Origin of the sequence: Nocardia sp. CA-290969, assembly GCF_050936135.1 — a bacterium.
In the GTDB taxonomy this organism is placed as follows: Bacteria; Actinomycetota; Actinomycetes; order Mycobacteriales; family Mycobacteriaceae; genus Nocardia.
This window is the reverse complement of sequence record NZ_JBNJNJ010000001.1, coordinates 3,801,300-3,822,482: the sequence shown is the minus strand read 5'-3', so window position 1 is coordinate 3,822,482 and position 21,183 is coordinate 3,801,300. Positions and strand designations below refer to the sequence as shown.

General features: G+C 68.6%; 18 protein-coding genes. 2 read left to right on the top strand and 16 right to left on the bottom strand.

Annotated features, from left to right (window positions below; translation table 11 throughout):
* Positions 1-10: 10 nt before the first annotated feature.
* The 7 genes from ACQEVO_RS17165 to ACQEVO_RS17135 form a co-directional block, all read right to left on the bottom strand.
* A complete protein-coding gene (locus tag ACQEVO_RS17165; RefSeq protein WP_432914286.1) occupies positions 11-2,551 on the bottom strand; it encodes an ATP-binding protein in 2,541 nt (846 codons plus the stop codon).
* A gap of 26 nt (positions 2,552-2,577) precedes the next feature.
* Positions 2,578-3,525 carry a potassium-transporting ATPase subunit C gene (locus ACQEVO_RS17160; RefSeq protein WP_432914284.1) on the bottom strand — a complete coding sequence of 316 codons (948 nt, stop codon included), beginning with the start codon at positions 3,523-3,525 and terminating at the stop codon, positions 2,578-2,580.
* 1 nt (position 3,526) lies between these two features.
* Positions 3,527-5,674, bottom strand: a complete 2,148-nt coding sequence (gene kdpB, locus ACQEVO_RS17155) for a potassium-transporting ATPase subunit KdpB (RefSeq protein ID WP_432914282.1) — start codon at positions 5,672-5,674, stop codon at positions 3,527-3,529.
* The gene (gene kdpA / locus ACQEVO_RS17150; protein ID WP_432914280.1) at positions 5,674-7,344 is read right to left on the bottom strand and encodes a potassium-transporting ATPase subunit KdpA; all 1,671 of its coding nucleotides are present in this window, start codon (positions 7,342-7,344) and stop codon (positions 5,674-5,676) included. Before kdpA ends, kdpB begins: the two co-directional genes overlap by 1 nt.
* Positions 7,345-7,434, bottom strand: coding sequence for a potassium-transporting ATPase subunit F (locus ACQEVO_RS17145; RefSeq protein WP_098755706.1), 90 nt, complete (start codon positions 7,432-7,434; stop codon positions 7,345-7,347).
* Positions 7,431-7,526, bottom strand: a complete 96-nt coding sequence (locus ACQEVO_RS17140; RefSeq protein ID WP_099421957.1) for a potassium-transporting ATPase — start codon at positions 7,524-7,526, stop codon at positions 7,431-7,433. Before ACQEVO_RS17140 ends, ACQEVO_RS17145 begins: the two co-directional genes overlap by 4 nt.
* A 678-nt stretch (positions 7,527-8,204) precedes the next feature.
* Positions 8,205-9,530, bottom strand: a complete 1,326-nt coding sequence (locus ACQEVO_RS17135; RefSeq protein ID WP_432914277.1) for a bifunctional o-acetylhomoserine/o-acetylserine sulfhydrylase — start codon at positions 9,528-9,530, stop codon at positions 8,205-8,207.
* A gap of 288 nt (positions 9,531-9,818) precedes the next feature.
* On the opposite strand from ACQEVO_RS17135, the gene ACQEVO_RS17130 reads away from it, so the two are divergent.
* Both ACQEVO_RS17130 and ACQEVO_RS17125 read left to right on the top strand, forming a co-directional pair.
* Positions 9,819-11,042, top strand: a complete 1,224-nt coding sequence (locus ACQEVO_RS17130) for a cytochrome P450 (RefSeq protein WP_432914275.1) — start codon at positions 9,819-9,821, stop codon at positions 11,040-11,042.
* A gap of 223 nt (positions 11,043-11,265) precedes the next feature.
* A complete protein-coding gene (locus ACQEVO_RS17125) occupies positions 11,266-11,853 on the top strand; it encodes a TetR/AcrR family transcriptional regulator (protein WP_432914273.1) in 588 nt (195 codons plus the stop codon).
* Positions 11,854-11,859: 6 nt separating this feature from the next.
* Here ACQEVO_RS17125 and ACQEVO_RS17120 read toward each other — a convergent pair whose 3' ends face one another.
* Genes ACQEVO_RS17120 through ACQEVO_RS17080 form a run of 9 tightly spaced genes read right to left on the bottom strand, consistent with a single transcriptional unit; the run spans position 11,860 to position 21,087 of the window.
* Complete coding sequence (locus ACQEVO_RS17120; RefSeq protein WP_432914271.1) at positions 11,860-12,453, bottom strand: Mce protein; 594 nt, start codon at positions 12,451-12,453, stop codon at positions 11,860-11,862.
* 10 nt (positions 12,454-12,463) lie between these two features.
* On the bottom strand, positions 12,464-13,744 hold the full coding sequence (locus ACQEVO_RS17115) for an MlaD family protein (RefSeq protein ID WP_432914268.1): 1,281 nt from the start codon (positions 13,742-13,744) through the stop codon (positions 12,464-12,466).
* Positions 13,741-14,847 carry an MlaD family protein gene (locus ACQEVO_RS17110; protein ID WP_432914265.1) on the bottom strand — a complete coding sequence of 369 codons (1,107 nt, stop codon included), beginning with the start codon at positions 14,845-14,847 and terminating at the stop codon, positions 13,741-13,743. The genes ACQEVO_RS17115 and ACQEVO_RS17110 overlap by 4 nt, the downstream gene beginning before the upstream one ends.
* A complete protein-coding gene (locus tag ACQEVO_RS17105; protein WP_432914262.1) occupies positions 14,844-15,950 on the bottom strand; it encodes an MCE family protein in 1,107 nt (368 codons plus the stop codon). Before ACQEVO_RS17105 ends, ACQEVO_RS17110 begins: the two co-directional genes overlap by 4 nt.
* Positions 15,947-17,035: an MCE family protein gene (locus tag ACQEVO_RS17100; protein ID WP_432914259.1), complete on the bottom strand. Its 1,089-nt coding sequence runs from the start codon at positions 17,033-17,035 to the stop codon at positions 15,947-15,949. The genes ACQEVO_RS17105 and ACQEVO_RS17100 overlap by 4 nt, the downstream gene beginning before the upstream one ends.
* Before the next feature lie 6 nt (positions 17,036-17,041).
* On the bottom strand, positions 17,042-18,079 hold the full coding sequence (locus tag ACQEVO_RS17095) for an MCE family protein (protein WP_432914256.1): 1,038 nt from the start codon (positions 18,077-18,079) through the stop codon (positions 17,042-17,044).
* Positions 18,076-19,362 (bottom strand): MlaD family protein, encoded by a 1,287-nt coding sequence (locus ACQEVO_RS17090; RefSeq protein ID WP_432914253.1) that lies wholly within the window; start codon positions 19,360-19,362, stop codon positions 18,076-18,078. Before ACQEVO_RS17090 ends, ACQEVO_RS17095 begins: the two co-directional genes overlap by 4 nt.
* 10 nt (positions 19,363-19,372) lie before the next feature.
* Positions 19,373-20,227: an ABC transporter permease gene (locus tag ACQEVO_RS17085; RefSeq protein ID WP_432914250.1), complete on the bottom strand. Its 855-nt coding sequence runs from the start codon at positions 20,225-20,227 to the stop codon at positions 19,373-19,375.
* Positions 20,227-21,087 (bottom strand): MlaE family ABC transporter permease, encoded by an 861-nt coding sequence (locus tag ACQEVO_RS17080; RefSeq protein ID WP_280425108.1) that lies wholly within the window; start codon positions 21,085-21,087, stop codon positions 20,227-20,229. Before ACQEVO_RS17080 ends, ACQEVO_RS17085 begins: the two co-directional genes overlap by 1 nt.
* Positions 21,088-21,183: the final 96 nt, after the last annotated feature.

Here is a 21,183-nt window from a genome sequence, read left to right as displayed (position 1 = left end):
GCTGCGGCATTCACTGCGATACCTCCGTGGTCGGCGTGTCGCCGCGGTCGGCGACCGCGAGTTCGACGGTGACGGTGAGTCCCCCGCCGGGGGTGGGGGCGGCGCTCACCGAACCACCCATGGCGAGGGTGAAACCGCGGACCACCGAGAGTCCCAGCCCGAGACCGCTGGTGTTGTCCCGGTCGCCCAGCTGCTGGAACGGGTCGAAAACCCGTTCGGCATCCGCGCCGGGTAATCCCGGCCCGTGGTCCACGACCCGCACCAGCACCCGGCCGTCCACCGTGGCGGCATCGATCAGCACCTCCGATTCCGCGCCGTAGCGCAACGCATTGTCGACCAGGTTGGCCAGGATCCGTTCCAGCAGATCGGGGTCGGCCGCGACGGCGGTCGCCCCGACTTTCACCCGTACGCGGTCGAGCGCGCCGCGGCGCGCCCCGCGCGGGCTCACCCCCACGCTGACCAGCGACCGGTGCACCACCTCGTCCAGATACACCGCCCGCAAACGTGGCCGCACCACGCCCGCCGCGAGCCGCGAGGAATCGAGCAGATTACCGACCAGCGCGGTGAGCTGATCGGCGGATTCCTCCACGGTGGCGAGCAGTTCGGCGCGGTCCTCCGGCGAGAACTCCACATCGTCGGAGCGCAGGCTCGACACCGCCGCTTTCACCGCCGCCAGCGGCGTGCGCAGATCGTGGCTGACCGCGGAGAGCAGATCGCGGCGTAGCCGGTCGGCCTCGGCCAGCGCCGCGGCCTGGTTCGCTTCCTCGGTGAGCTGCTGACGCTGGATGAGGCCCACGGCCTGGCCCGCGACCGCTTCGAGGACACGCCGGTCGCGGGCGCGCAGCGTCGGGCCGGACAACAGCAGCCAATAGTCGCCGTCACCGATCTCGACGGCGGTATCGGCCGTATCGGCGCGTTCGGGGGGATCGGTGCCGACCGCGGCGAGCACGCCGCGGGCGCGGTGGCGCAGGCTCACCGCGCGCTGGCCGTAGGTCTGGCACAACCGGTCCAGCAGGGCGGTCGGGTCGGCACCGCGCAGGACCGAACCCGCGAACAAGGTCAGCAGTTCGGCTTCCCGGGACGCCTGCCCGGCCTGTTCGGCGCGGCGCGCGGCGGTATCGACGAGCACCGCGACCGCGACCGCGACCACCAGCAGCAGCACCGCGGGCAGGAAGTTGTTCGGCTCCTGGATGGTGATGCTGTAGCGGGGATCGGTGAACAGGACGTTGAGCAGCAGCCCGGCCAGCAGCGCGGCGGCGATCGCCGGCAGCACACCGCCGAACAGCGCGACCGCCAGTACCGCCACGAAATACAGGGCGCTCTCGCTGACCAGGTCGAGGTAGCGGTCCAGCCAGACGGCCAGGATCGCCGAGATCGCCGACGGCACCGCGAACGCGGCCACCCAGGCCGCCATGCGGCGCAGCTTGGGCCGCGGTTTGCGCCGGCGCCGGCGCTGCCGGGCTTCCTCGTGGGTCACCATGTGCACATCGATCGTGCCGGACTGCTGGACCACCTCCGCGCCGATGCCCTCGTCGACCATCCGTGCCCAGCGTGACCGCCGCGAGGTTCCCAGCACCAGCTGGGTGGCGTTGACCGTTCGCGCGAAATCCAGCAGCGCGGTGGGCACATCATCGCCGACCACGGTATGCAGTTCGGCGCCCAGATGAGCCGCCAGTTCGCGGACCGCCGCCATCTGCGGGGCGGCGACCCCGGTCAGCCCGTCGCCGCGGACTACGTGCACGACGAGCAGTTCGGCACTGGATTTGGCCGCGATCCGCCCGGCCCGCCGCACCAGGGTTTCCGATTCCCGGCCGCCGGTGACCGCGACGACCACCCGCTCGCGGGCCTCCCAGGTGGCGGTGATCCGGTGATCGGCCCGGTATTTGGCGAGCGCGGCGTCCACCTGGTCGGCCAGCCACAACAGGGCGAGTTCGCGTAGCGCGGTGAGGTTGCCGCGCCGGAAGTAGTGCGCCAGCGCGGCGTCGGCCTTCTCCGGCGCGTACACATTGCCCAGGGTGATCCGGCGCTGCAATGCCTCCGGGGTGATATCGACCAGTTCGATCTGGCCGGCGGCGCGCACCACCGCGTCCGGCACGGTTTCGCGCTGGGTGACCCCGGTGATCTGCTCGACCACATCGTTGAGACCCTCGAGATGCTGGATGTTCACCGTCGACACCACATCGATCCCGGCGGCGAGCAGTTCCTGGACATCCTGGTACCGCTTGCGGTTGCGGCTGCCCGGGGTGTTGGTATGCGCGAGTTCGTCCACGAGCACGAGGTCGGGCCGGCGCGCCAGCACCGCTTCCACATCCAGTTCGTATTGCACCGTGCCGCGATAGGAGATCGCGATCCGGGGCAGCTGCTCGATACCTTCCAGCAGTTCCGCGGTCTGTGCCCGGCCGTGCGTTTCGACCACGGCGGCCACCACATCCTGGCCGCGGGCCAGCCGGCGATGCGCCTCCCCGAGCATCGCGAACGTCTTACCGACCCCGGGGGCCGCGCCGAGATAGATGCGCAGCTCACCCGGGGTGCGGTCGGCGGGCGTGGTCACTCCCGCATCATGTCATCGTGCACGGTTCATGCACCGCCCGCGGTGCCGGACACCGGGTAGCGGTGGTCCAGATCGAGATTGAGCTCGAGCACATGGACCCGCGGTTCCCCCGCGAAACCGAGTTCGCGGCCGGTGGTGTGGGCGGCCACGATATCGCGCACCGCCGCGGGGTCGATACCGCGGGCCGCCGCCACCCGGTTCACCTGGATCTCGGCGTAGGCGGGGGAGATATGCGAGTCCAGACCACTGCCGCTGCTGGTCACGGCGTCCGCCGGAACCGCCGGCGGGGCAGGTGCGTCCCCGGCGACCGGCACGATCCGGCCGGTCGAATAATCTTCGCCGTAGCGGGCGCACTCCACCGGTACGCCCTGGTATTCGGCGCGGAACACCGGGGCGGGGCCGCCGGCTCCGGCCGGGCACGGCTCGTTCACGCTGACGACCCGCTCCGCGAGCACCGAACCGTCCGCGGCGCGGGGCCCCATGACCGAGAGCACCGCCCCGACGCCGCTCGCCGTGCAGAACGGCCGGCTGCCGTCGACCCCGTCGCGCAGGCCGATCTCGTGGCTGCGGGTGCAGACCTGGGTGAGCAGGCTCGGTTCGAAGCCCGCCGATTCCGGATCGGTACCGGCCGCGAGCAGGGCCGGGTCGGCCGGGGTGTCGACGATGTTCTCCGGGCCGAGATTGGATCCGCCCGAGGCGAGGCCGTCGTAGCCGGCACCGGCCGCCGAGGGCCGGCTCTGGAAGTACCACGCGATCGGGTCGCCGTTCGCGTCGGTGAACGACTGGCCGATCAGGGAACTGCCCACGACCCGGCCGTCGGCTTCGATGAGCGAACCGTGCGATTTGTCGTGCAGTCCCGGCAGCTGGCCGGCCACCCAGACGAGGCCGGGGTAGGCGAAACCGGTGATCAAGGTCAGGATCAGCAGCGCCCGCAGGGCGGCGAGATGCTGACGGATCAGATCGGAAACAGGCATATCAGGACATCCCGGGGAGGTATTGGATCACGAGGTCGATGAGTTTGATGCCGAGGAACGGCGCGATGATCCCGCCCAGCCCGTAGATCGACAGATTGCGGCCGAGCAGCTTGGCCGCACTGCCCGGCGTGTACCGCACACCGCGCAGCGCCAGCGGGATCAACGCCACGATGACCAGCGCGTTGAAGATCACCGCCGACAGGATCGCCGATTGCGGACTGGCCAGCCGCATGACGTTCAGCAGATCCAGACCCGGGAACAAGCCCACGAACAGTGCCGGGATGATCGCGAAGTATTTGGCGATATCGTTGGCGATCGAGAACGTGGTGAGCGCCCCGCGGGTGATGAGCAGCTGTTTGCCGATTTCCACGATTTCGATCAGTTTGGTGGGATCGGAATCGAGATCGACCATGTTCCCGGCCTCTTTGGCGGCCGAGGTCCCGGTGTTCATCGCGACCCCGACATCGGCCTGCGCCAGCGCCGGTGCGTCGTTGGTACCGTCCCCGGTCATCGCGACCAGGCGCCCGCCCTGCTGTTCCCGCCGGATCAGGTCCAGTTTGTCCTCGGGTGTGGCCTCGGCCAGGAAATCGTCCACCCCGGCTTCGTCGGCGATGGCCTTGGCGGTGCGCGGGTTGTCGCCGGTGATCATGACGGTGCGGATGCCCATCCGGCGCATTTCGGCGAACCGTTCCCGCATCCCGTGTTTCACCACATCCTTCAGGTGGATCACGCCCAGTACGCGGGCCGCGCCGTCGCGGATCTCCCCCACTGCGAGCGGGGTGCCGCCGGCCGCGGAGATCTCATCGACCACGGCGCCGAGTTCGGCCGGGACCGAACCGCCCTGGGCGCGGACCCATTCGGCGACCGAATTCGCGGCGCCCTTACGGAGCTGGACACCGTCCACATCCACCCCGGACATCCGGGTGGTCGCGGAGAACGGCACCCATTCGGCGTGGGCGAGTTCGCCCGGGGTGCGTTCGCGCAGACCGTAGGTGTCCTTCGCGTACACCACGATGGACCGGCCCTCGGGGGTCTCGTCGGCGAGGCTGGACAATTGCGCCGCATCGGTGAGTTCTTGTTCGCCGATCCCGGACAGCGGCACGAAAGCCGCGGCCTGGCGGTTGCCGAGCGTGATGGTGCCGGTCTTGTCCAGCAGCAGGGTGTTCACATCGCCGGCCGCTTCCACGGCCCGGCCCGACATGGCCAGCACATTGCGCTGCACCAACCGGTCCATCCCCGCGATACCGATGGCCGACAGCAGCGCACCGATCGTGGTCGGGATCAGACATACCAGCAGCGAGACGAGCACGATCCCGGTGATCCCGTAACTGCCGAGCGCCAGACCGTCGGGCACACCGGGATTGTTGTCCTGGGCGAAGATCGCCAGCGGCTGTAGCGTGACCACCGCGACCAGGAAGATCAGGGTGAGCGCCGCCAGCAGGATGTTCAGTGCGATCTCGTTCGGCGTCTTCTGCCGCGCCGCGCCCTCCACCAGCGCGATCATCTTATCGATGAAGCTCTGGCCCGGCTCCTGGGTGATCCGCACGACGATCCGGTCCGACAGCACCGTGGTGCCACCGGTGACAGCGGACCGGTCGCCACCGGATTCCCGGATCACCGGTGCGGATTCGCCGGTGATCGCCGATTCGTCCACCGAGGCGATCCCCTCGACCACATCGCCGTCACCGGGCACGACCTGCCCGGCTTCCACGACGACATGATCGCCGCGGCGCAACTCCGGGGCCGGCACCGATTCTTCGGCCGGCGCGGCGCCGGGGGCCCAGTCGCGCAGCCGGCGTGCGACGGTATCGGCCTTGGCCTTGCGCAGGGTGTCGGCCTGCGCCTTACCGCGTCCTTCGGCGACGGCTTCCGCGAGATTGGCGAACACCACGGTCAGCCACAGCCAGGCGACGATCGCCCAGGCGAAGAAACTCGGGTCGGCCACGGCGAGCACGGTGGCCCAGACCGCGCCGATCTCGACGATGAGCATCACCGGATTGCGCCACAGCGTGCGCGGGTCGAGTTTGCGCACCGCCTGCGGTAGCGAGGTGAGCAGCAGTTGCGGGTCGAGCAGGCCGCCGCGGACCTGGCTCTTCATGCGTTGCGAACCCGCCGGTACGGGGGTCGATTCGAGGGTGGGTGCGGACATCAGTGGAGCCCTTCGGCGAGCGGCCCGAGCGCCAGCGCGGGCAGGAAGGTGAGAGCGACCAGGATCACGGTGACACCGACGACCAGGCCGACGAACTGCGGCCGATGGGTGGGCAATGTCCCCAGCGAGGCCGGGGTGGTGCCCTGTTTCGCCAAGGAGCCGGCCAGGGCCAGCACCAGGATCATCGGCAGGAACCGGCCGAAGACCATGGCCAATCCGAGCGCGGTGTTGAACCATTCGGTGTTACCGGTGAGCCCGGCGAAGGCGGAACCGTTGTTGTTGCCGGCGGAGGTGAACGCGTACAGCACCTCCGACAGACCGTGCGGCCCGGAATCCTGGATCGAGGCGCGCTGCCCCGGCATGGCCATGGCCAGCGCGGTACCGCTCAACACGATCACCGGGGTCACCAGGAAGTAGGCGGCGGCCAGTTTGATCTCCCGGGGCGTGATCTTCTTCCCGAGATATTCCGGCGTGCGCCCGACCATCAATCCGGCCACGAATACCGTGATCAGCGCGAGAACCAGCATGCCGTACAGACCCGACCCGACCCCACCGGGCGCCACTTCGCCGAGCTGCATATTGAACATCAGCATCATGCCGCCGAGGCTGGTGTAGGAATCGTGCATCGAATCCACCGCACCCGTGGACGTGAGGGTGGTGGCGGCGGCGAAGGCCGCCGAATTCGCGACGCCGAAACGCTGCTCGACACCCTCCATCGACGCGCCGACCGCGGCCGGCACGGTGCCGTGGTGCTGGAGCTGGAAAACACTGACCAGTGCGACGCTGACCAGCGCCAGCACACTCATGACCGCGGCGATCGCATATCCCTGCTTCCGGCTGCCCACCATGCGGCCGAACGTGCGCGGCAGCGAGAAGGCGATCACCAGCAGCAGGAAGATCTCCAGCCAGTTCGTCCACGCGGTGGGGTTCTCGAACGGGTGCGCGGAGTTGGCGTTGAACGGCCCGCCGCCGTTGGTGCCCAGATCCTTGATGGCTTCCTGACTGGCGACGAGCCCGCCGGGCAGGGTCTGCTGCGCGCCACCGAGCGTGGTCGCGACCTGATCGTTGAGCTGGAAGTTCTGGATCACCCCGCCGGCGATCAGGACGACCGCGGCCACCGCGGATATCGGCAGCAGGATACGTAGCGTGCCGCGTACCAGGTCCACCCAGAAGTTGCCGAGCGTACCGGCGTGGGCCCGCGCCAGCCCGCGGACCACCGCCATGGCGACCGCCATCCCGACCGCGGCCGAGACGAAGTTCTGCACGGTCAGCCCGGCGGCCTGCGCCGGCGGCCCGAGCGTGGACTCACCCGAATAGTTCTGCCAGTTCGTGTTCGTGACGAAACTGATCGCGGTGTTCCAGGCCGGCGCCGCCGACATCGGCGTGGCCGTTCCGTCCGGGAAGAGGGGCAACCTGTGCTGCACCACCAAGAGGACGAACAGGAAGATCACGCTCACCGCGGAGAAGGCGAGGGCGCTGCGCGCGTACCCGCCCCAGGTCTGCTCACGGTCGGGATCGGCGCCGACGAGCCGGTAGATCCGCCGCTCGAAACGGGAATGCTTCGTGCCGGTGTAGACGCGGTACATGTAGTCCCCCAGCGGCACATGAACCACGGCCAGCGCCGCCACCAGGGTGCCGAGGAACAGCACACCCGCCACGGTCGTACTCACTCAGAACCTCTCGGGAAACAGCAGGGCGGCCACCAGCAACCCGGTGACCAGGACAGCCAGGACCAGGCCCACGGCATTGACGACGTTCACAATCGCTCCACCATCCGCTGCACGAACCCGAGCACACCGAATACCGCGACCGTGACCACGAGATAGGCCAGGATCGACACGTACGCCTCCATTCCGAAACCCGGGGCAGCGCGACACAACCGGAGCGGCTGCGGCTGCCCAACCGGGTCGAAACTACGAGTCCCGCACCGCGGCGCCGCGCCCGTTGACGACTCCTTTACGCCCTGCTTCCGCGCCTTGACGCCTTCCTTGCGCGCGGCCGGCGATAGGTGTGGTGCGGACCGTTACGAGATCACTGCTACGGCGCGCCGGCACGGCCGCGCGCCTCGCGCATTCATCCGCGTGCCGCTCCGCGGCCGAAGGGAGAAATCCGAGCTCAGGCGCGATGGTGAGCGCGAAGTCGATGTCAAGCTGTATCCGGCGAATCGGCGCACGAACGGAATCGAGAGCGCACGCTTGCGGGAAGGCTTCACGCACACCGATGTCCGTCCGGCCGGTTCCGCCCGGCCCCGCACCCCGGAGGACTGTTCATGCACCCGTTCGCCTATACCCCCGCGGAACTGGCCGATGCCATCATCCTGGCCGTGCGCTGCGTGCTGCACGTGTACTCCTCGGGCACGCCCTGCGTCCCGGTCTGAAATCCGCGTACCGTCCGTCTCGTCGCATCCGGTGCGGGCGGCGGGCCGGGATCCGGCCGCCGAACGGGCGGGGACGAGTCGGTGCGGCCGAAACGAAGAGCCGGACCCGCGGTGGCGCGGATCCGGCTCGGAGAGTTCGGGCGGCAGTGCGGTTCAGTCGGCGGCGGCCGCGAATCCCGCGCGCAGATCGGCGAGGATATCGTCGATTCCCTCGATACCCACCGCGAGCCGCACCAGCCCCGGCGTGACCCCGGAACTCAGCTGCTCCTCGGGCGTGAGCTGGGAATGCGTGGTGGACGCGGGGTGGATGACCAGCGAGCGGACGTCGCCGATATTGGCGACATGGCTGTGCAGGGTCAGCGCGTCGACGAACTTCTTGCCCGCGTCCACCCCGCCGGCGAGTTCGAAGCCGACGACCGCGCCGGTGCCCTTCGGGGCGAGCTGCTTACCGCGCTCGTACCAGGGGGAGGAGGGCAGGCCCGCATACGACACCGAGGTGACCTCCGGCCGCTCGGTGAGGAATTCGGCCACGGCCTGCGCGTTCTGCACATGCCGTTCCACCCGCAGGCTCAGCGTTTCCAGGCCCTGGCTGATCAGGAACGCGTTGAACGGGGCGATGGCGGCACCGAGATCACGGAGCAACTGGACCCGTGCCTTGAGGGCGAACGCCGGTGCGCCGAGGTCGGCGAAGACGGCGCCGTGGTAGCTGGGGTCCGGTTCGGTGAAACCGGGGAAACGCGGCCCGTCGTCCCCGCGGACGGTCCAGTCGAAGGTGCCGCCGTCGACGATCACTCCGGCGATCGCGGCACCGTGGCCGCCCAGGTACTTGGTGGCCGAGTGGACCACGATATCGGCGCCGTGCGCGAGCGGCTGGATCAGATACGGGGTCGCCACCGTGTTGTCGACGATGAGCGGGACACCGGCGTTGTGCGCGACCTCGGCGACCCCCGGGATATCGAAGATATGGTTCTGCGGATTCGACACCGTCTCCCCGTAGAACGCCTTCGTGTTCGGGCGGATTGCGGCGCGCCACTGGTCCAGGCTGTCGGGATCCTCGACGAAGGACACCTCGATGCCCAGCTTGGGCAGGGTGTAGTGGAAGAGGTTGTAGGTGCCGCCGTAGAGCCGCGGGCTCGAGACGATGTGATCCCCGGCGCCGGCCAGGTTCAGGATCGCCAGCGTTTCGGCGGCCTGCCCCGAGGAGAGCAGCAGCGCGGCGACCCCGCCCTCGAGCGCCGCGATCCGCTGTTCCACGGCGTCCTGGGTCGGGTTCATGATCCGGGTGTAGATATTGCCCGGTTCGGCCAGCCCGAACAGCGCCGCGGCGTGCGCGGTATCGCGGAAGGTATAGGACGTGGTCTGGTAGATCGGCAGCGCGCGGGCATTGGTGGTGCCGTCCGGTGTCTGCCCGACGTGCACCTGTTTGGTCTCGAAGCTCCAGCCGGCACTCGGGTCGGCCGGGGGCGTGGACTCGGTCATCGCGAAATACTCCTGAGGGTCGGGGAAACAGCCGATCGCGCCGGGTAACGCGACGAATCCCCTTCGGGCACACGCGTTCCGGCCTGCCGCGGCCCGTGCACCGCTGCGGCCCGCCAAACCTAGGGCGTTCCGTGGTGCACAAACCACAGTTTTGTTCGTTCCGATTCCAACTGTGCCGTGCCGGAGCGGTGGATACCAGGGTTCGGCGTTTTCGGGTTCGTATGGCGGCCGCCGCCGAACGCCACGCATTTCTTAGACAAATAGCTGATTATGTCTTACCGTTACGACATGAAGGGTAAGACGTATCAGGACGAGGCGTATTTCGAGCTGCGCTCGGGGGAGACATGGCGGTCGCCGTGGGCGATGTACGCCGCGCTCCGGGAGCACGATCCGGTGCATCGGGTGGTGCCGGCGCAACGCCCGGACAACGACTATTGGGTGCTGACCCGGCACGAACACGTGTACGCGGCGGCACGCGATGTCGGCACCTTCTCCTCCGGCCAGGGGCTGACCGTCGAATACGGCGAACTCGAGCAGATCGGCCTCACCGCCAACCCGCCGATGGTGATGCAGGATCCGCCCGAGCACACCGAATTCCGCAAACTCGTGGCCCGTGGTTTCACACCCCGGCAGGTCGAGGAGGTCGAACCGGTGGTGCGCCGGTTCGTCCGGGAGCGGCTGGACCGGCTGGCCGCCCACGGCGGTGGCGATATCGTGCTCGACCTGTTCAAACCGCTGCCCACCATGGTGGTCGCCTACTACCTGGGCGTTCCGGAGGAGGACCGGCCGCTGTTCGACGGCTGGACCGACGCCGTGGTCGCGGCGAGCACTCAGCGCACCGAGGACGCGCAGGTGGCGTCGATGCAGATGCTGGGGTATTTCGCCGAACTGGTCAAACGGCGGCGCACCGACCCCGGCGACGATACGGTGTCGCTGCTGGTGCAGGCGGGGATGGCGGCCGACGACTCCGATGTGGACGGGCTGGTGCAGATCCTGGCCTACACCTGGACCATGGTTACCGGTGGTAACGACACCACCACCGGGCTGCTGGGCGGTGCCGTGCAGTTGCTGCAACAGAACCCCGAGCAGCGGGCCGCGCTCGCCGGGGACCCCGAACGGATCCGGGTCGCCGTGGAGGAACTCGCGCGGCTCACCTCGCCGGTCCAGGGACTGGCCCGCACCACGACCCGGGATGTGGAGTTGAGCGGCCGGACGATCCCGGCGGGCCGTAAAGTGCTCTTGGTGTACGGCTCGGCGAATCGCGACGAACAGGCCTTCGGCGCCGACGCGGCGGAACTGGACATCGACCGCAACCCGCAGCGCATCATGACCTTCGGGCACGGCCCCCACCACTGTCTCGGCGCGGCCGCGGCCCGGATGCAGGCACGGGTGGCGCTGGAGGAACTGCTCGACCGCTTCCCGGACTACCGGGTCGATATCGACGCCGTCACCTACGCTCCCGGCCCCTATGTCCGGCGCCCCACCGGCGTGCCGTTCCGGTGCACGGCATGAACGAGTCAGGCCCGGAGGCGGTAGCGCAGCGTCACCACGCAGGGCCCTCGCTCATGCCCGATAGGCAGAGCATGAGCGAGTCGGGCCCGGAGGCGGTAGCGCAGCGTCACCACGCAGGGCCCTCGCTCATGCCCGATAGGCAGAGCATGAGCGAGTCGGGCCCGGAGGCGGTAGCGCAACGTGAGCACGCAGGGCCCTCGGCCCCGGGGGTGAGGGACGCCGTATGAGCGGTGACTGGCTGGCGGGCGGGCGGACCGAACTGGCGGCGGAGCGGATTCTGGATGCCGTGCGGACGCTGGTGATCGACAAGGGCGCCGGGACCGTCGGGATGGCCGAGGTCGCCGAGGCCGCCGGGTGTTCCCGCGCGACGCTCTACCGGTATTTCGACAGCCGGCAATCGCTGTATGTGGCCTTCGCCGGCCGCGAGGCGACTCAGCTGATCGAACGGGTCTGGCGTGACCACCCGCTCGACGGCCCGGACCGTGCCGAACGCCTGCTGGACGGTATCGCCGCCACCCTGGCCGAGACCCGTAAGACACCGCATCTGGCCGTCTGGTTCGAACCGGCCAATGCGGGAATCGTGGCGCGGCTGGCGGATTCGTCGGCGGTGATCGACGCCCTGGTGACCGCGTTCGTCACCCGGTTCCGGCCCGAGCTGTCGTCCGCGGCGGCGCAACGGCTGGGCCGGTGGGCGGTGCGCATCATGGTGTCGCTGCTGACGCTGCCGCCCGCGGACGAGGCCGAGGAGCGGGCGATGCTGCGCGATTTCCTGCTGCCGTTCCTGCTGGATTCGCGGCTGCCGGTCGACTGAGGCCGGTCAGACGAGTTCGACTTCGCCGGCCAGCCAGCGGTCGCCGACCCGGTCCATGGTCATGATGATGCGGTTACGGTCGAGCCGGGGCTGCGGTGTGGTGGTGTTGGTGATCTCGGCGTCGACGAACAGCAGAACCACCACCCGGTCCCGGGACGCGGATTGGACGCTCGCCGCGACAACTCTGCCTTTGCTCACCGACTGCGCCTGGGCGAGCAGCGGTTTGAGCTGTTCGGCGGACCGGCTGTACATATTCTTGAACTCGCCGGTGGCGCCGTCGGCGATGGCGGCGAAGTCCGCGTCCATATGTTCGGTATCGATACTGGTCAGCGCGACCGCGTACTGCTGGGCCGCGGCCAGGGCGGCAGTGGCCGCACGGTCGGTATCGCGACGGTCCTTCCATTCCCAGCCGAGGACGCCGGCCAGGCCGGTGGCGGCGATCAGCAGCACGGTGAGGACTCCGGCGAGGATGCGCGCGGGCCGGCCGGATACCGTCGTTCCCGTGGCGGACAGGTCTGTGCCGGGCCCGGTTCCGGCGGTGCGGTCCGGTGCCGGTGTGGCGGTCTCCGGATCCGGAGTGGCTTCATCCTGGGATGTCACTGCTGGCTCCTCAGTTGGGCGGCACATAGGTGGGCGTATACGGCCCGCCGTACGGGGTCGGGATGGTGAGCGGCCCGGTGGGGGTCGGGTCGGCGGTATCCAGCGGGCCCGCTCCCGGCGGTACCACCGGTAGCGGGTTCACTCCGGGTGGGCGCGGGGCGTTGCGCGCGCCGCGGGGCAGCAGGGTGGGATCCGGGTCGGTGCAGTCGGAATACAGGTATGGCTCGGGATAATCGGGGATGGGGCCGGGCGCCCGGGGGACCGCGTAATCACATTGGTAGCGCGGGTAGATACTGGCCAGCGCCCAGATCTTTCCGTCGTGGAAGGCGGTGGCCATGGCGTCGAGGGCGGAGCCGGTGCGCTGTTGCGGGAAGAAGAACTCCTCGAAGGCCGGTACTCGTGGGTTCGCCATCTGCGCGACGGTGGTGAGCTGGCCGAGTAGCTGCACCATGGTCGGTCCGTTGTGCGCCATCAACGTGTCGATCGCCGCGAGAGTTTCGGGTGTGCGTCCGATGAGGTGCTCGAATCCACCTGTCATGGCGGCGATTCCGCCCATGGTTGCCGACAGATCGGCCGCGGTGTCGCGCAGTCCGGGCGTGGTGTCGGCGACCGTGGTGAGTACGGTCCGGCTGTTGTGTAGCAGGCGCACCGTTTCCGGCAGGACTCCGTCCAGCGCGGAGATCATGAAGAAGCCACCGTCGATGAGGGCGGCCAGTTTGTCCGGCCCCGCCTCGCCGACACCCAATTCGCCGGAGATCGCCCGGAGCTGATCGGGATCGACCTGCGCGAGGATGCCGGACAGTCCTTCCAGCATGGTGGACAACGGAACCGGGCTCGAGGTCCGGTCCTGGGTCACCACCGCGCCCGGCGCGAGGAACGGGCCGCCCTCGGTTTCCGGCAGGAAATCCAGGTACTGCTCGCCGGCGGCCGACAGGGCAGCGGTGCGGACCCGCCCGGTGGCCGGGATCCGGATCCGTTCGTCGACGGCGGCGACCGCCACGACCTTGCCACCGGCCACTTCCACCGAATCGACCTCGCCGATCCGCACCCCGCGCAGCGTGACGTCCTGGCCCGGCAGCAGCCCACCGGATTCGCGCAGTTCCACCCGGATCCGGTACTGCCCGGCGAACGGATTCATATCGAGCGCACCGAACAGCAGATATCCGCTGCCGGTGAGCAGCACGAGCAGCAGGCCCAGCAGGGATGTCGTGGTGCGGTAACGCCGGATCCGGCCGACCGTGCCGACGAGGAATTGTGCCGGGCGTTCGGCCACGGCGCCGCGGCGGCTCATCGCGGGGGACCGTTCAGTCGTCCGCCGAGCCGCCCCAGCATGTACTGGAGCGATCCCACGAAGGCGGTCCAGTCGGTGGCGTCCGGCAGGCGCGCGCCCGGATCGCCCGGGAAGTTGGGATCGGGTACGGCACCCAGCGCGAGTTGTGCGACATCGATATCGGCATGCGCCGAGGACCCGTTGGTGACTTTGAGGACGATCGACAGGATGTCGTTGAGTGTGCCGAGGTCGGCTTCCGGATTCACCGCCGCGGCGTTGAGCCCCGCCGCCAGACCGTTGATATCGGCGACCATACTGCCCTGGTTGGTGCCTTGGATCGAGGGGAACCGGGCCAGTTGCACGGTGATGGCGTGCAACCGGTCGACGAGGGCGATGAGCGAATCGGTTTCCGCGCCGAGGACCTGCGTGGCCGGTTGCGCCGCGGCGACGGCGTCGCCGAGGGCGGTGTGCTGGGTACCCAGGGTGGTACTCAACGCGGCAGCGCTGGTGAGTATCGCGTCGATCTGCCCGGAGCGGGCGGTCAATGTTTCCAGTAGTTGCCGGGTCCGGTCCAGGACCGCGGCCACCCGGTCGCCGCGGCCGTCGAGGTGTTCACCGAGCGCCTGGGCGACTTCGGTGAGGTTCTTGATCGCCCCACCGTTCACCAGCAACGACGACCTGCTGAGGACCTCTTCGATGGTCGCTGCGGCCGAGGTCGACTCGATCGGGATGGTCGCGCCTTCGCCGAGCAGACCGCCGTCCGGGGGCGGGGACTGCGGTGCGGCGAGTGCGATGTACACATCGCCCATGGGGGTCGCCGACCGCAGTTCGGCGGTCGTCCCGGCCGGAAGTTGCACCTCGGGCCGGATCCGCATGGTGACCACCGCGGTGTAGTCACGCGCCACCATGGATTCGACCAGGCCGATGTCGGCGCCGTTGAAGCGCACCTTCGCCTGCGCCGGCAGATTGAGCGCGTTGGCGAAGGTCGCGGTGAGCGACCAGGAGTCGCCCGGAACTCCGGGTGCGGGTAGCGGTAGCTCGTCGAGACTCGCCGAGCAGCCGGTGGCCGTGGCTGTCGCGACCGCCGCCACGGCGAGGAATCTGGTGAATCTGCCCGGAGTCATCGGGGCTGTCCCTCCGCCAAGGCCTGCAGAATCGCGGTGAGACCGAAATCGGGTCCCATATCGCGCATGGTTCCGGTATCGCACCCGAGTTCGGTGAGGTGCAGCAGATTGCACACTTCTTTCACCATCTGCCCGTCGAGCAGGAACTTGTTGAGATCGAACGTCACGCGCAGGGCGCCGGCGTTCTGGTCGATGGCGTTGTAGGCGTTGTCGACGACCAGCGGGAAGACGTCGAGGAATTCGCCGATGTTCACGTGGTAGTCGGCCAGTGCACCGGTGATGGTGGTCGTATTACCTGCGAGGGCGCCGAGTGTGTCCTGGTTCTGTTGCAGCAGTTCGGTGACCGTGGTGATGATCCGGTTCAGCCGGGTGCCGGTATCACCGGACCCGAGGCCCTGCGCGGCGAGGAAATCGCTCAGCCGGTGCACACCGGCGCCGAATTCGCGCAGCGTCGTATCGTTGCGGTCGGCGGCGGCGACCAGTTCGTCGAGGTTTGTCACCACCGCGGTGATCGCGTCGCGGGTCGCGGCGCCCTGATCGCTGCCGAGCTGGAGTGCCCGGGAGAGTTCCCCGAGCGCGGTGCGCATCTGCTCGCCGTGGCCGGCGGTGACGCCGGTGCCGAGGTCGAGCAGATCGCCGACCGGGCCGTTGCCCGCACCGTCTCCGCCGAGCGAGTTCGCGAGTTTCTGCACCATGGCCAGCAGACTGTCGAACTCGACCGGAACCCGGGTGCGGTCGAGACCCAGCACAGCGTCGCGCGGCAGTTCGGGGCCGCCGCGGTACACCGGGCTCAGTTCGATCCGGCGGTCGGTGAGCAGGGAATCCGAGACCGCCACCGCCAGTACATCGGCGGGCAGCCGGATCGAACCGTCGACGCGCAGGTCGATATCCACCCCGGTTCCGCCCGGCCGGATCCCGGTGATCTCGCCGACCCGCATACCCAGGACCGACACCGCGTTGCCGGGGTAGAGGCCGTTGGCGTTGGCGAATCGGGCGGTAATGGTGGTGTCGGGCGTGCGGAGGCCGGGAGCGCTCGCACAGCCACCGAACCCCACCCCCAGCACCATGAGGGCGAGCACGACGCGGTGCGCCAATCGTTTCATCGGCAGTCCTCGTAATACGGGGCCTTACCCAGTTGGACAGCACGCCCGCTGAGGGCGCACATGAAGGCATCGATGAACGCGCCGTCGGGGGCGTTGGCCGACAGTTCCATTCCGGTACCGGTGGCATTGGCCCACAGCCGCCAGGGCACCGGCAGGACCTGGAGGATATTGCGCAGCAAGGCATCGTTATCGGCGATCAGCTGCGTCATCGCGCGCAGATCGTCGAGCAGTACCTGGATCTTGCCGCGTTCCCCGACAACGATCGGTTCCAGCTCCCGCACCAGATTCGTGGTCGCGTCGAGAAGCCGGCGCAGCGCCGCCTGGCGGGCCGCGATCTCCTGGAGAACGGTGCGGCCCTGGCCGATCAACGCCCCCAGATCGGCCTGCTGGTCGCGCAATACGGTGGTCACCTGTTCGGTGCTCTGCAGCAGCGCGCCGATCTGGTCCCGGCGTTGCGCTATGACACCGGCGACGGTCTCGATGTTCTGCAGGGCTTGCGGGACCAGTGGGGGCAGGCCCCGCAATTGCTGCGCGAGTGCGGTCATCGACGTCGCGACCCGGTCGGCGTCGACCCCGGCGAAGGTGGTGGTCGCATCCTGCAGGGCGGTTTCCAGATCGTAGGGAACGCTGGTATGAGAAAGCGGGATCAGCCGGTCGGGCAGCGCGCCGATTCCGGTGGACCGCAACTCGACATACCGCGTCCCGAGCAGGGTGGTGAGTTTGACCGCGGCCCGGGTGTCGGCCCCCAGCCGGACGGTGGGGTCGACCTTCATCGTGACCGATACGTGTTCGCCGTCGAGGCGGGTGCCGGTGACCGTGCCGACCGGGACCCCGGCGTAGGTCACCGAATCGCCGGCGGCGATCCCCGCGGCCTGCCGGAAATGCGCCCGATAGGTGGTTTTTCCCAGGTGCAGGGAATTGACGAATACCGTGACCAGCAGAACCGCGGCCACCACGGCGACCGTCACGATCCCGAGGCGGAGGGGTCCGGTGGCGCGGTCCGCCGTAGCGCGCCGCGGGCGGGCCGGTAACCGATTCCGTAGTGCCGCGATATATCCGCCGGCCGTGCGCAGTGTCGACTTCATCTGTCCTCACCTGCAGATCGCGGAATGCTCGACCCGGCCGCTGGGCGTGGCGAGCGCGAGTATCTGGGCAATGAGCGGGTCGAAACCGGGCACCATGCTGAACCCGATATCGCAGACGTAGGCATTGATATAGGCCCCCTTGTCGACGATTCGGGCGAGTGCCTTCAGCATCAGTGGCAGGTTGGCGCCCAGATAGGCGAACTTCGGTTTGTTCTCCAGGAAATGCCGCGCGAAACCCGGTTCGCGGGTGACGAAATGGGCCAGCGCCGGGGCTGCGCCGCCGACCACCTGCGCCGCCCGGTCCAGGACGACGGCGATATCGGTGGTCTGCGACAGCAGGGTGTCGCGCCGGGCGTGCAGGCTGTCGAAGATCTTGCGGGTCTGCGTGATCGTGGTCTGCAGTTCGCCGCTGTGCCGGGACAGATCGGTGAGAACCCGGCCGAGATTGTCGATGATCGAACCCAGCACCTGATCCGGGCCCGCGAACGATTCCACGAGCGCACTGGTTTCGGTGATCAGCGCCAGTAGCGCCCCGTCCTCACCTTGTAGCGCCCGGATCAGCGCGGCCGTGATCTTGTCGATATCGCCGGGGTCGAGCATGCTGAACAGCGGCTGGAAACCGTTGAGCAGGCCGGAGATATCGAAGGACGGTTCGGTGTGCTCCACCGGGATGACCGCCCCCGGTCCGAGCGGTTCGGGGCTGCCGAAATCGTCGGGCGCCAGTCCGAGGTATCGCTGCCCGATCAGATTCTGATAGGTGATCGTCGCGAGGGTGTTGCCGTAGAGCGTCTGATCCCGGGTGACCTCGAAACGCACGCGGGCGTGCGTCCCGTCGACAGCGATCGAATCGACGCGCCCCACCTTCACCCCCGCCATCCGCACATCGTCACCGGCACGCAGACCCGACACATCGGTGAACACAGCTTCGTAGGAATGGGTTTCCCCGGCCACGCCCCGCTGCAGGGTGAGGTACACCATCCAGGTCAGCGTTATGGCGACGACCAGGAAGAGGGACAGGCCGAGTAAGGGTTTGCGGTAGCTCATCGCGGCCCTTCCGTTGTGGCCGGTACGACCGTGACCTCGTTGCCGCGCACCAGTGGCCCCAGCAGCAGCGTCGACAGATCGTCGGCTTCGGTACCCAGCACCGTGGTGACCTTCTCGCGTTCTCCCCGGCCGCCGACCGCCCCGGCCCCGTACTCCGCGCTCGCGGGCGTGAACCCGCCGGGAATCACCGGCGCCGAACCGGCCGGGCCGGTCGCGCAGCTGGGTCCGGCGAGGTTTCCGTAACGGGGACAGTCGGCGCGGGTGTACTGCTTGTGCGGGGTGAGTTCGACGATGACCGCGGCGGCGGCGCTCTGCGTTCCGGGTTTCCAGATCTCGGTCCCGAACTTGCGCGAGAGCCGCGCCTGCGAGGTGGTCATCTGAACGAAGTTCTGACTACCGCGGGCGAGTACATCCAGGACCGGCGCCATGCTGCCGGTGATATCGGTGAGGGTGCCGGTGTGATTGCTCAGGGCGGTTCCGATACTCGACGTGGTGACCAGGCCGCCGGACAGCAGAGCGGCCAGCTGCCCCTGCTGCTGGGCCACGACACGCATCGGCCCGACCGTATGGTTCACCGCCTGCAGCAGATCCGGCGCCGACGACTGCAAACCGGCCAGTGCCTGCGCGAGCGCGTCGATCGTCGACGGGCCCTGGCCGGGTGCGGCGAATTCGCCGAGCGCCTGGGCGATCCGTTCCAGCTGGGCACCGGCGCGCACCATCTCCGCGCCGCGACCGCTGGTCGCGCGCTGGACCGTGGCCAGGATCCCGACCGTGGGGTCGGTGGGGGAGCGGCCGGCGGCCGCGGCGATCCGGCTCAATGCGGTCAGCGAGGTCTGCAGCTGGACGGTGGCGAGGCTGCGGTCCTGCGGTATCTCGGCGTCGGGGCGTAGCGCGGGCGCCGAGCCGTTGTCCACCAACTGGATGGAGGGAACGGCGAACACATTGCTGGGGACGACGCGAGCGGTGACCGTTGCGGGGATTCCGCGCGCCTGTTCCGGCCACAATTCGATCCCGATCCGGTTCGGTCCGCCGCCGGTGCCGGGTGTGACCTCGGTGACGAGGCCGACCAGAACACCACGGTATTTCACGTCGGACTTCACCGGCAGACCGTCCCCGATATCGGTCATCAGTGCGGTCACCGGCACCGTGGTTTCGAAAGCGCCTTGTGAGCGGGCGATCCCGGCGGCCACCAGGACGGCGGCGGCCAGCGCGAACCCGATCCCGCGCAGCAGAAGTTTCCAATCCGGCAGGTTCCGGTCGTCGGCTTCGAAAGGACTCGGCATCTCAGGCCCCCTACCCGCTGATCCGTGAACCGGAGTCGAAACCCCACAGCGCCAGGGTCAGCAGCAGATTCACCGAGATCATCACTGTGATACTCGCCCGCATGGCCCGGCCGGCCGCCACGCCCACACCCTGCGGCCCGCCCGCCGCGTAATAGCCGTAATAGCACTGCACCGTCGTGGTGATGACCACGAAGACCAGCGCTTTGAGCAGCGAGTACAGGACATCGGTACCGCCGAGCACCAGATTGAAGTAGTGCTCGTAGGTTCCGAACGATTCGCCCCCGGCCACCCAGACGAAGAACTCCACCGCCAGATAGTCGGCGGCCAGCGCGGCGACGTACAGCGGTACGACGGCGATCATCGATGCGAGCAGCCGGGTGGACACCAGATACGGGATCGGCCTGATCGCCACGGCGTGCAGGGCGTCGATCTCCTCGGCGATCCGCATCGCGCCGAGCTGGGCGGTGAACCGGCAACCCGCCTGCGCGGCGAAGGCGATGGAGGCCATGATCGGCGCCAGTTCGCGGGTGGCGGCGGTCGCGGCGATCATGCCCGTGGCGGGTTCCATCCCGAGCAACTTCAGCGCACTGTGCCCCTCGATCCCCACGATGGCGCCCGCGGCGGCCCCCAGCACGATGATGACGCCCGCGGTTCCGCCGCCGACGACCAACGATCCGTTGCCCCAAGTGACATCCGACAGGATCCGCATCGATTCACGGCTGTAGTGGCGCAGGGCCACCGGGATCGAAACGACCGCGCGCACGAAGAACGTGATCATATGGCCGAGCGTGATGAACAAGCGGCCGCACCGGCGGACCAGCGCGATCGGCCGCGCGGTCCCGGGAAAATGGTAGGTCGCGGCCATCAGAGTGTCGTCCTCGGGAAGAGAATCGTGTACATCTCGGTGAACCCGACGTTGACGACCATCAGGAAAATGATCGACGCGACCACCGTGGCATTCACGGAATCGGCCACCCCGCCGGGCCCGCCCCGGGTGCTCAGGCCTTTCTCGCAGGCGATCACCGTGACGATCACACCGAAGACGACGGCCTTGACCATCGCCAGATACAGGTCGCTCGCGGTGGCGAAGGAGGAGAACGTGGCCATGAAGCTGCCCGGGGTGCCCGCCTGCACATAGACGTTGAACAGATATCCGGCCAGGAAGCCGATGAAGCAGCTCAACCCGGTGAGCGCCGCGGCGACGACGATCCCGGCGGCCAGCCGCGGCACCACCAGCCGGCGCAGTACCGAAACACCCATGACCTCCATGGCATCGATCTCGTCGCGGATGGTGCGGGCGCCCAGATCCGCGCAGATCGCCGAACCCACCGCCGCGGCCATCAGGATCGCGGTGACCATGGGCGCCGATTGCCGGATCACGGCCAGCCCGCTGGCGGCACCGGCCAGCGAGGTCGCCCCGACCTGCCCGGCGAGTAAACCGAATTGGATGGACAGGGTCGCGCTGATGGGCAGCGCCACCGCGACGGTCGGCAGCCAGGAGGTGCGGACCATGAACGCGGCCTGGTGTACGAACTCGCCTACCGGGAAGCGGCCGGTGGCCAGGTCGGCGAACAGATAGCGCAATGCTTGCCGGCCCATGAGTACCTGGCGTCCGAGAGTTGCCAGCGCGGCAACGGGATGGCGCTGCAGGTAACCGCGAAACCATCCGGTGATCTGCTCGGTCGCTACCGGTTTGTTGTCGTCGAGGGTTGGTCCGATGCTCATGGAAGACCTCCGCCCACCCGCTGGGTATCGAGCTTGCGCTCAGCGGCGTTGGAGGCAGGCTAACGGATCCGGAATGGCCGTGCTAGCCGAACGGCT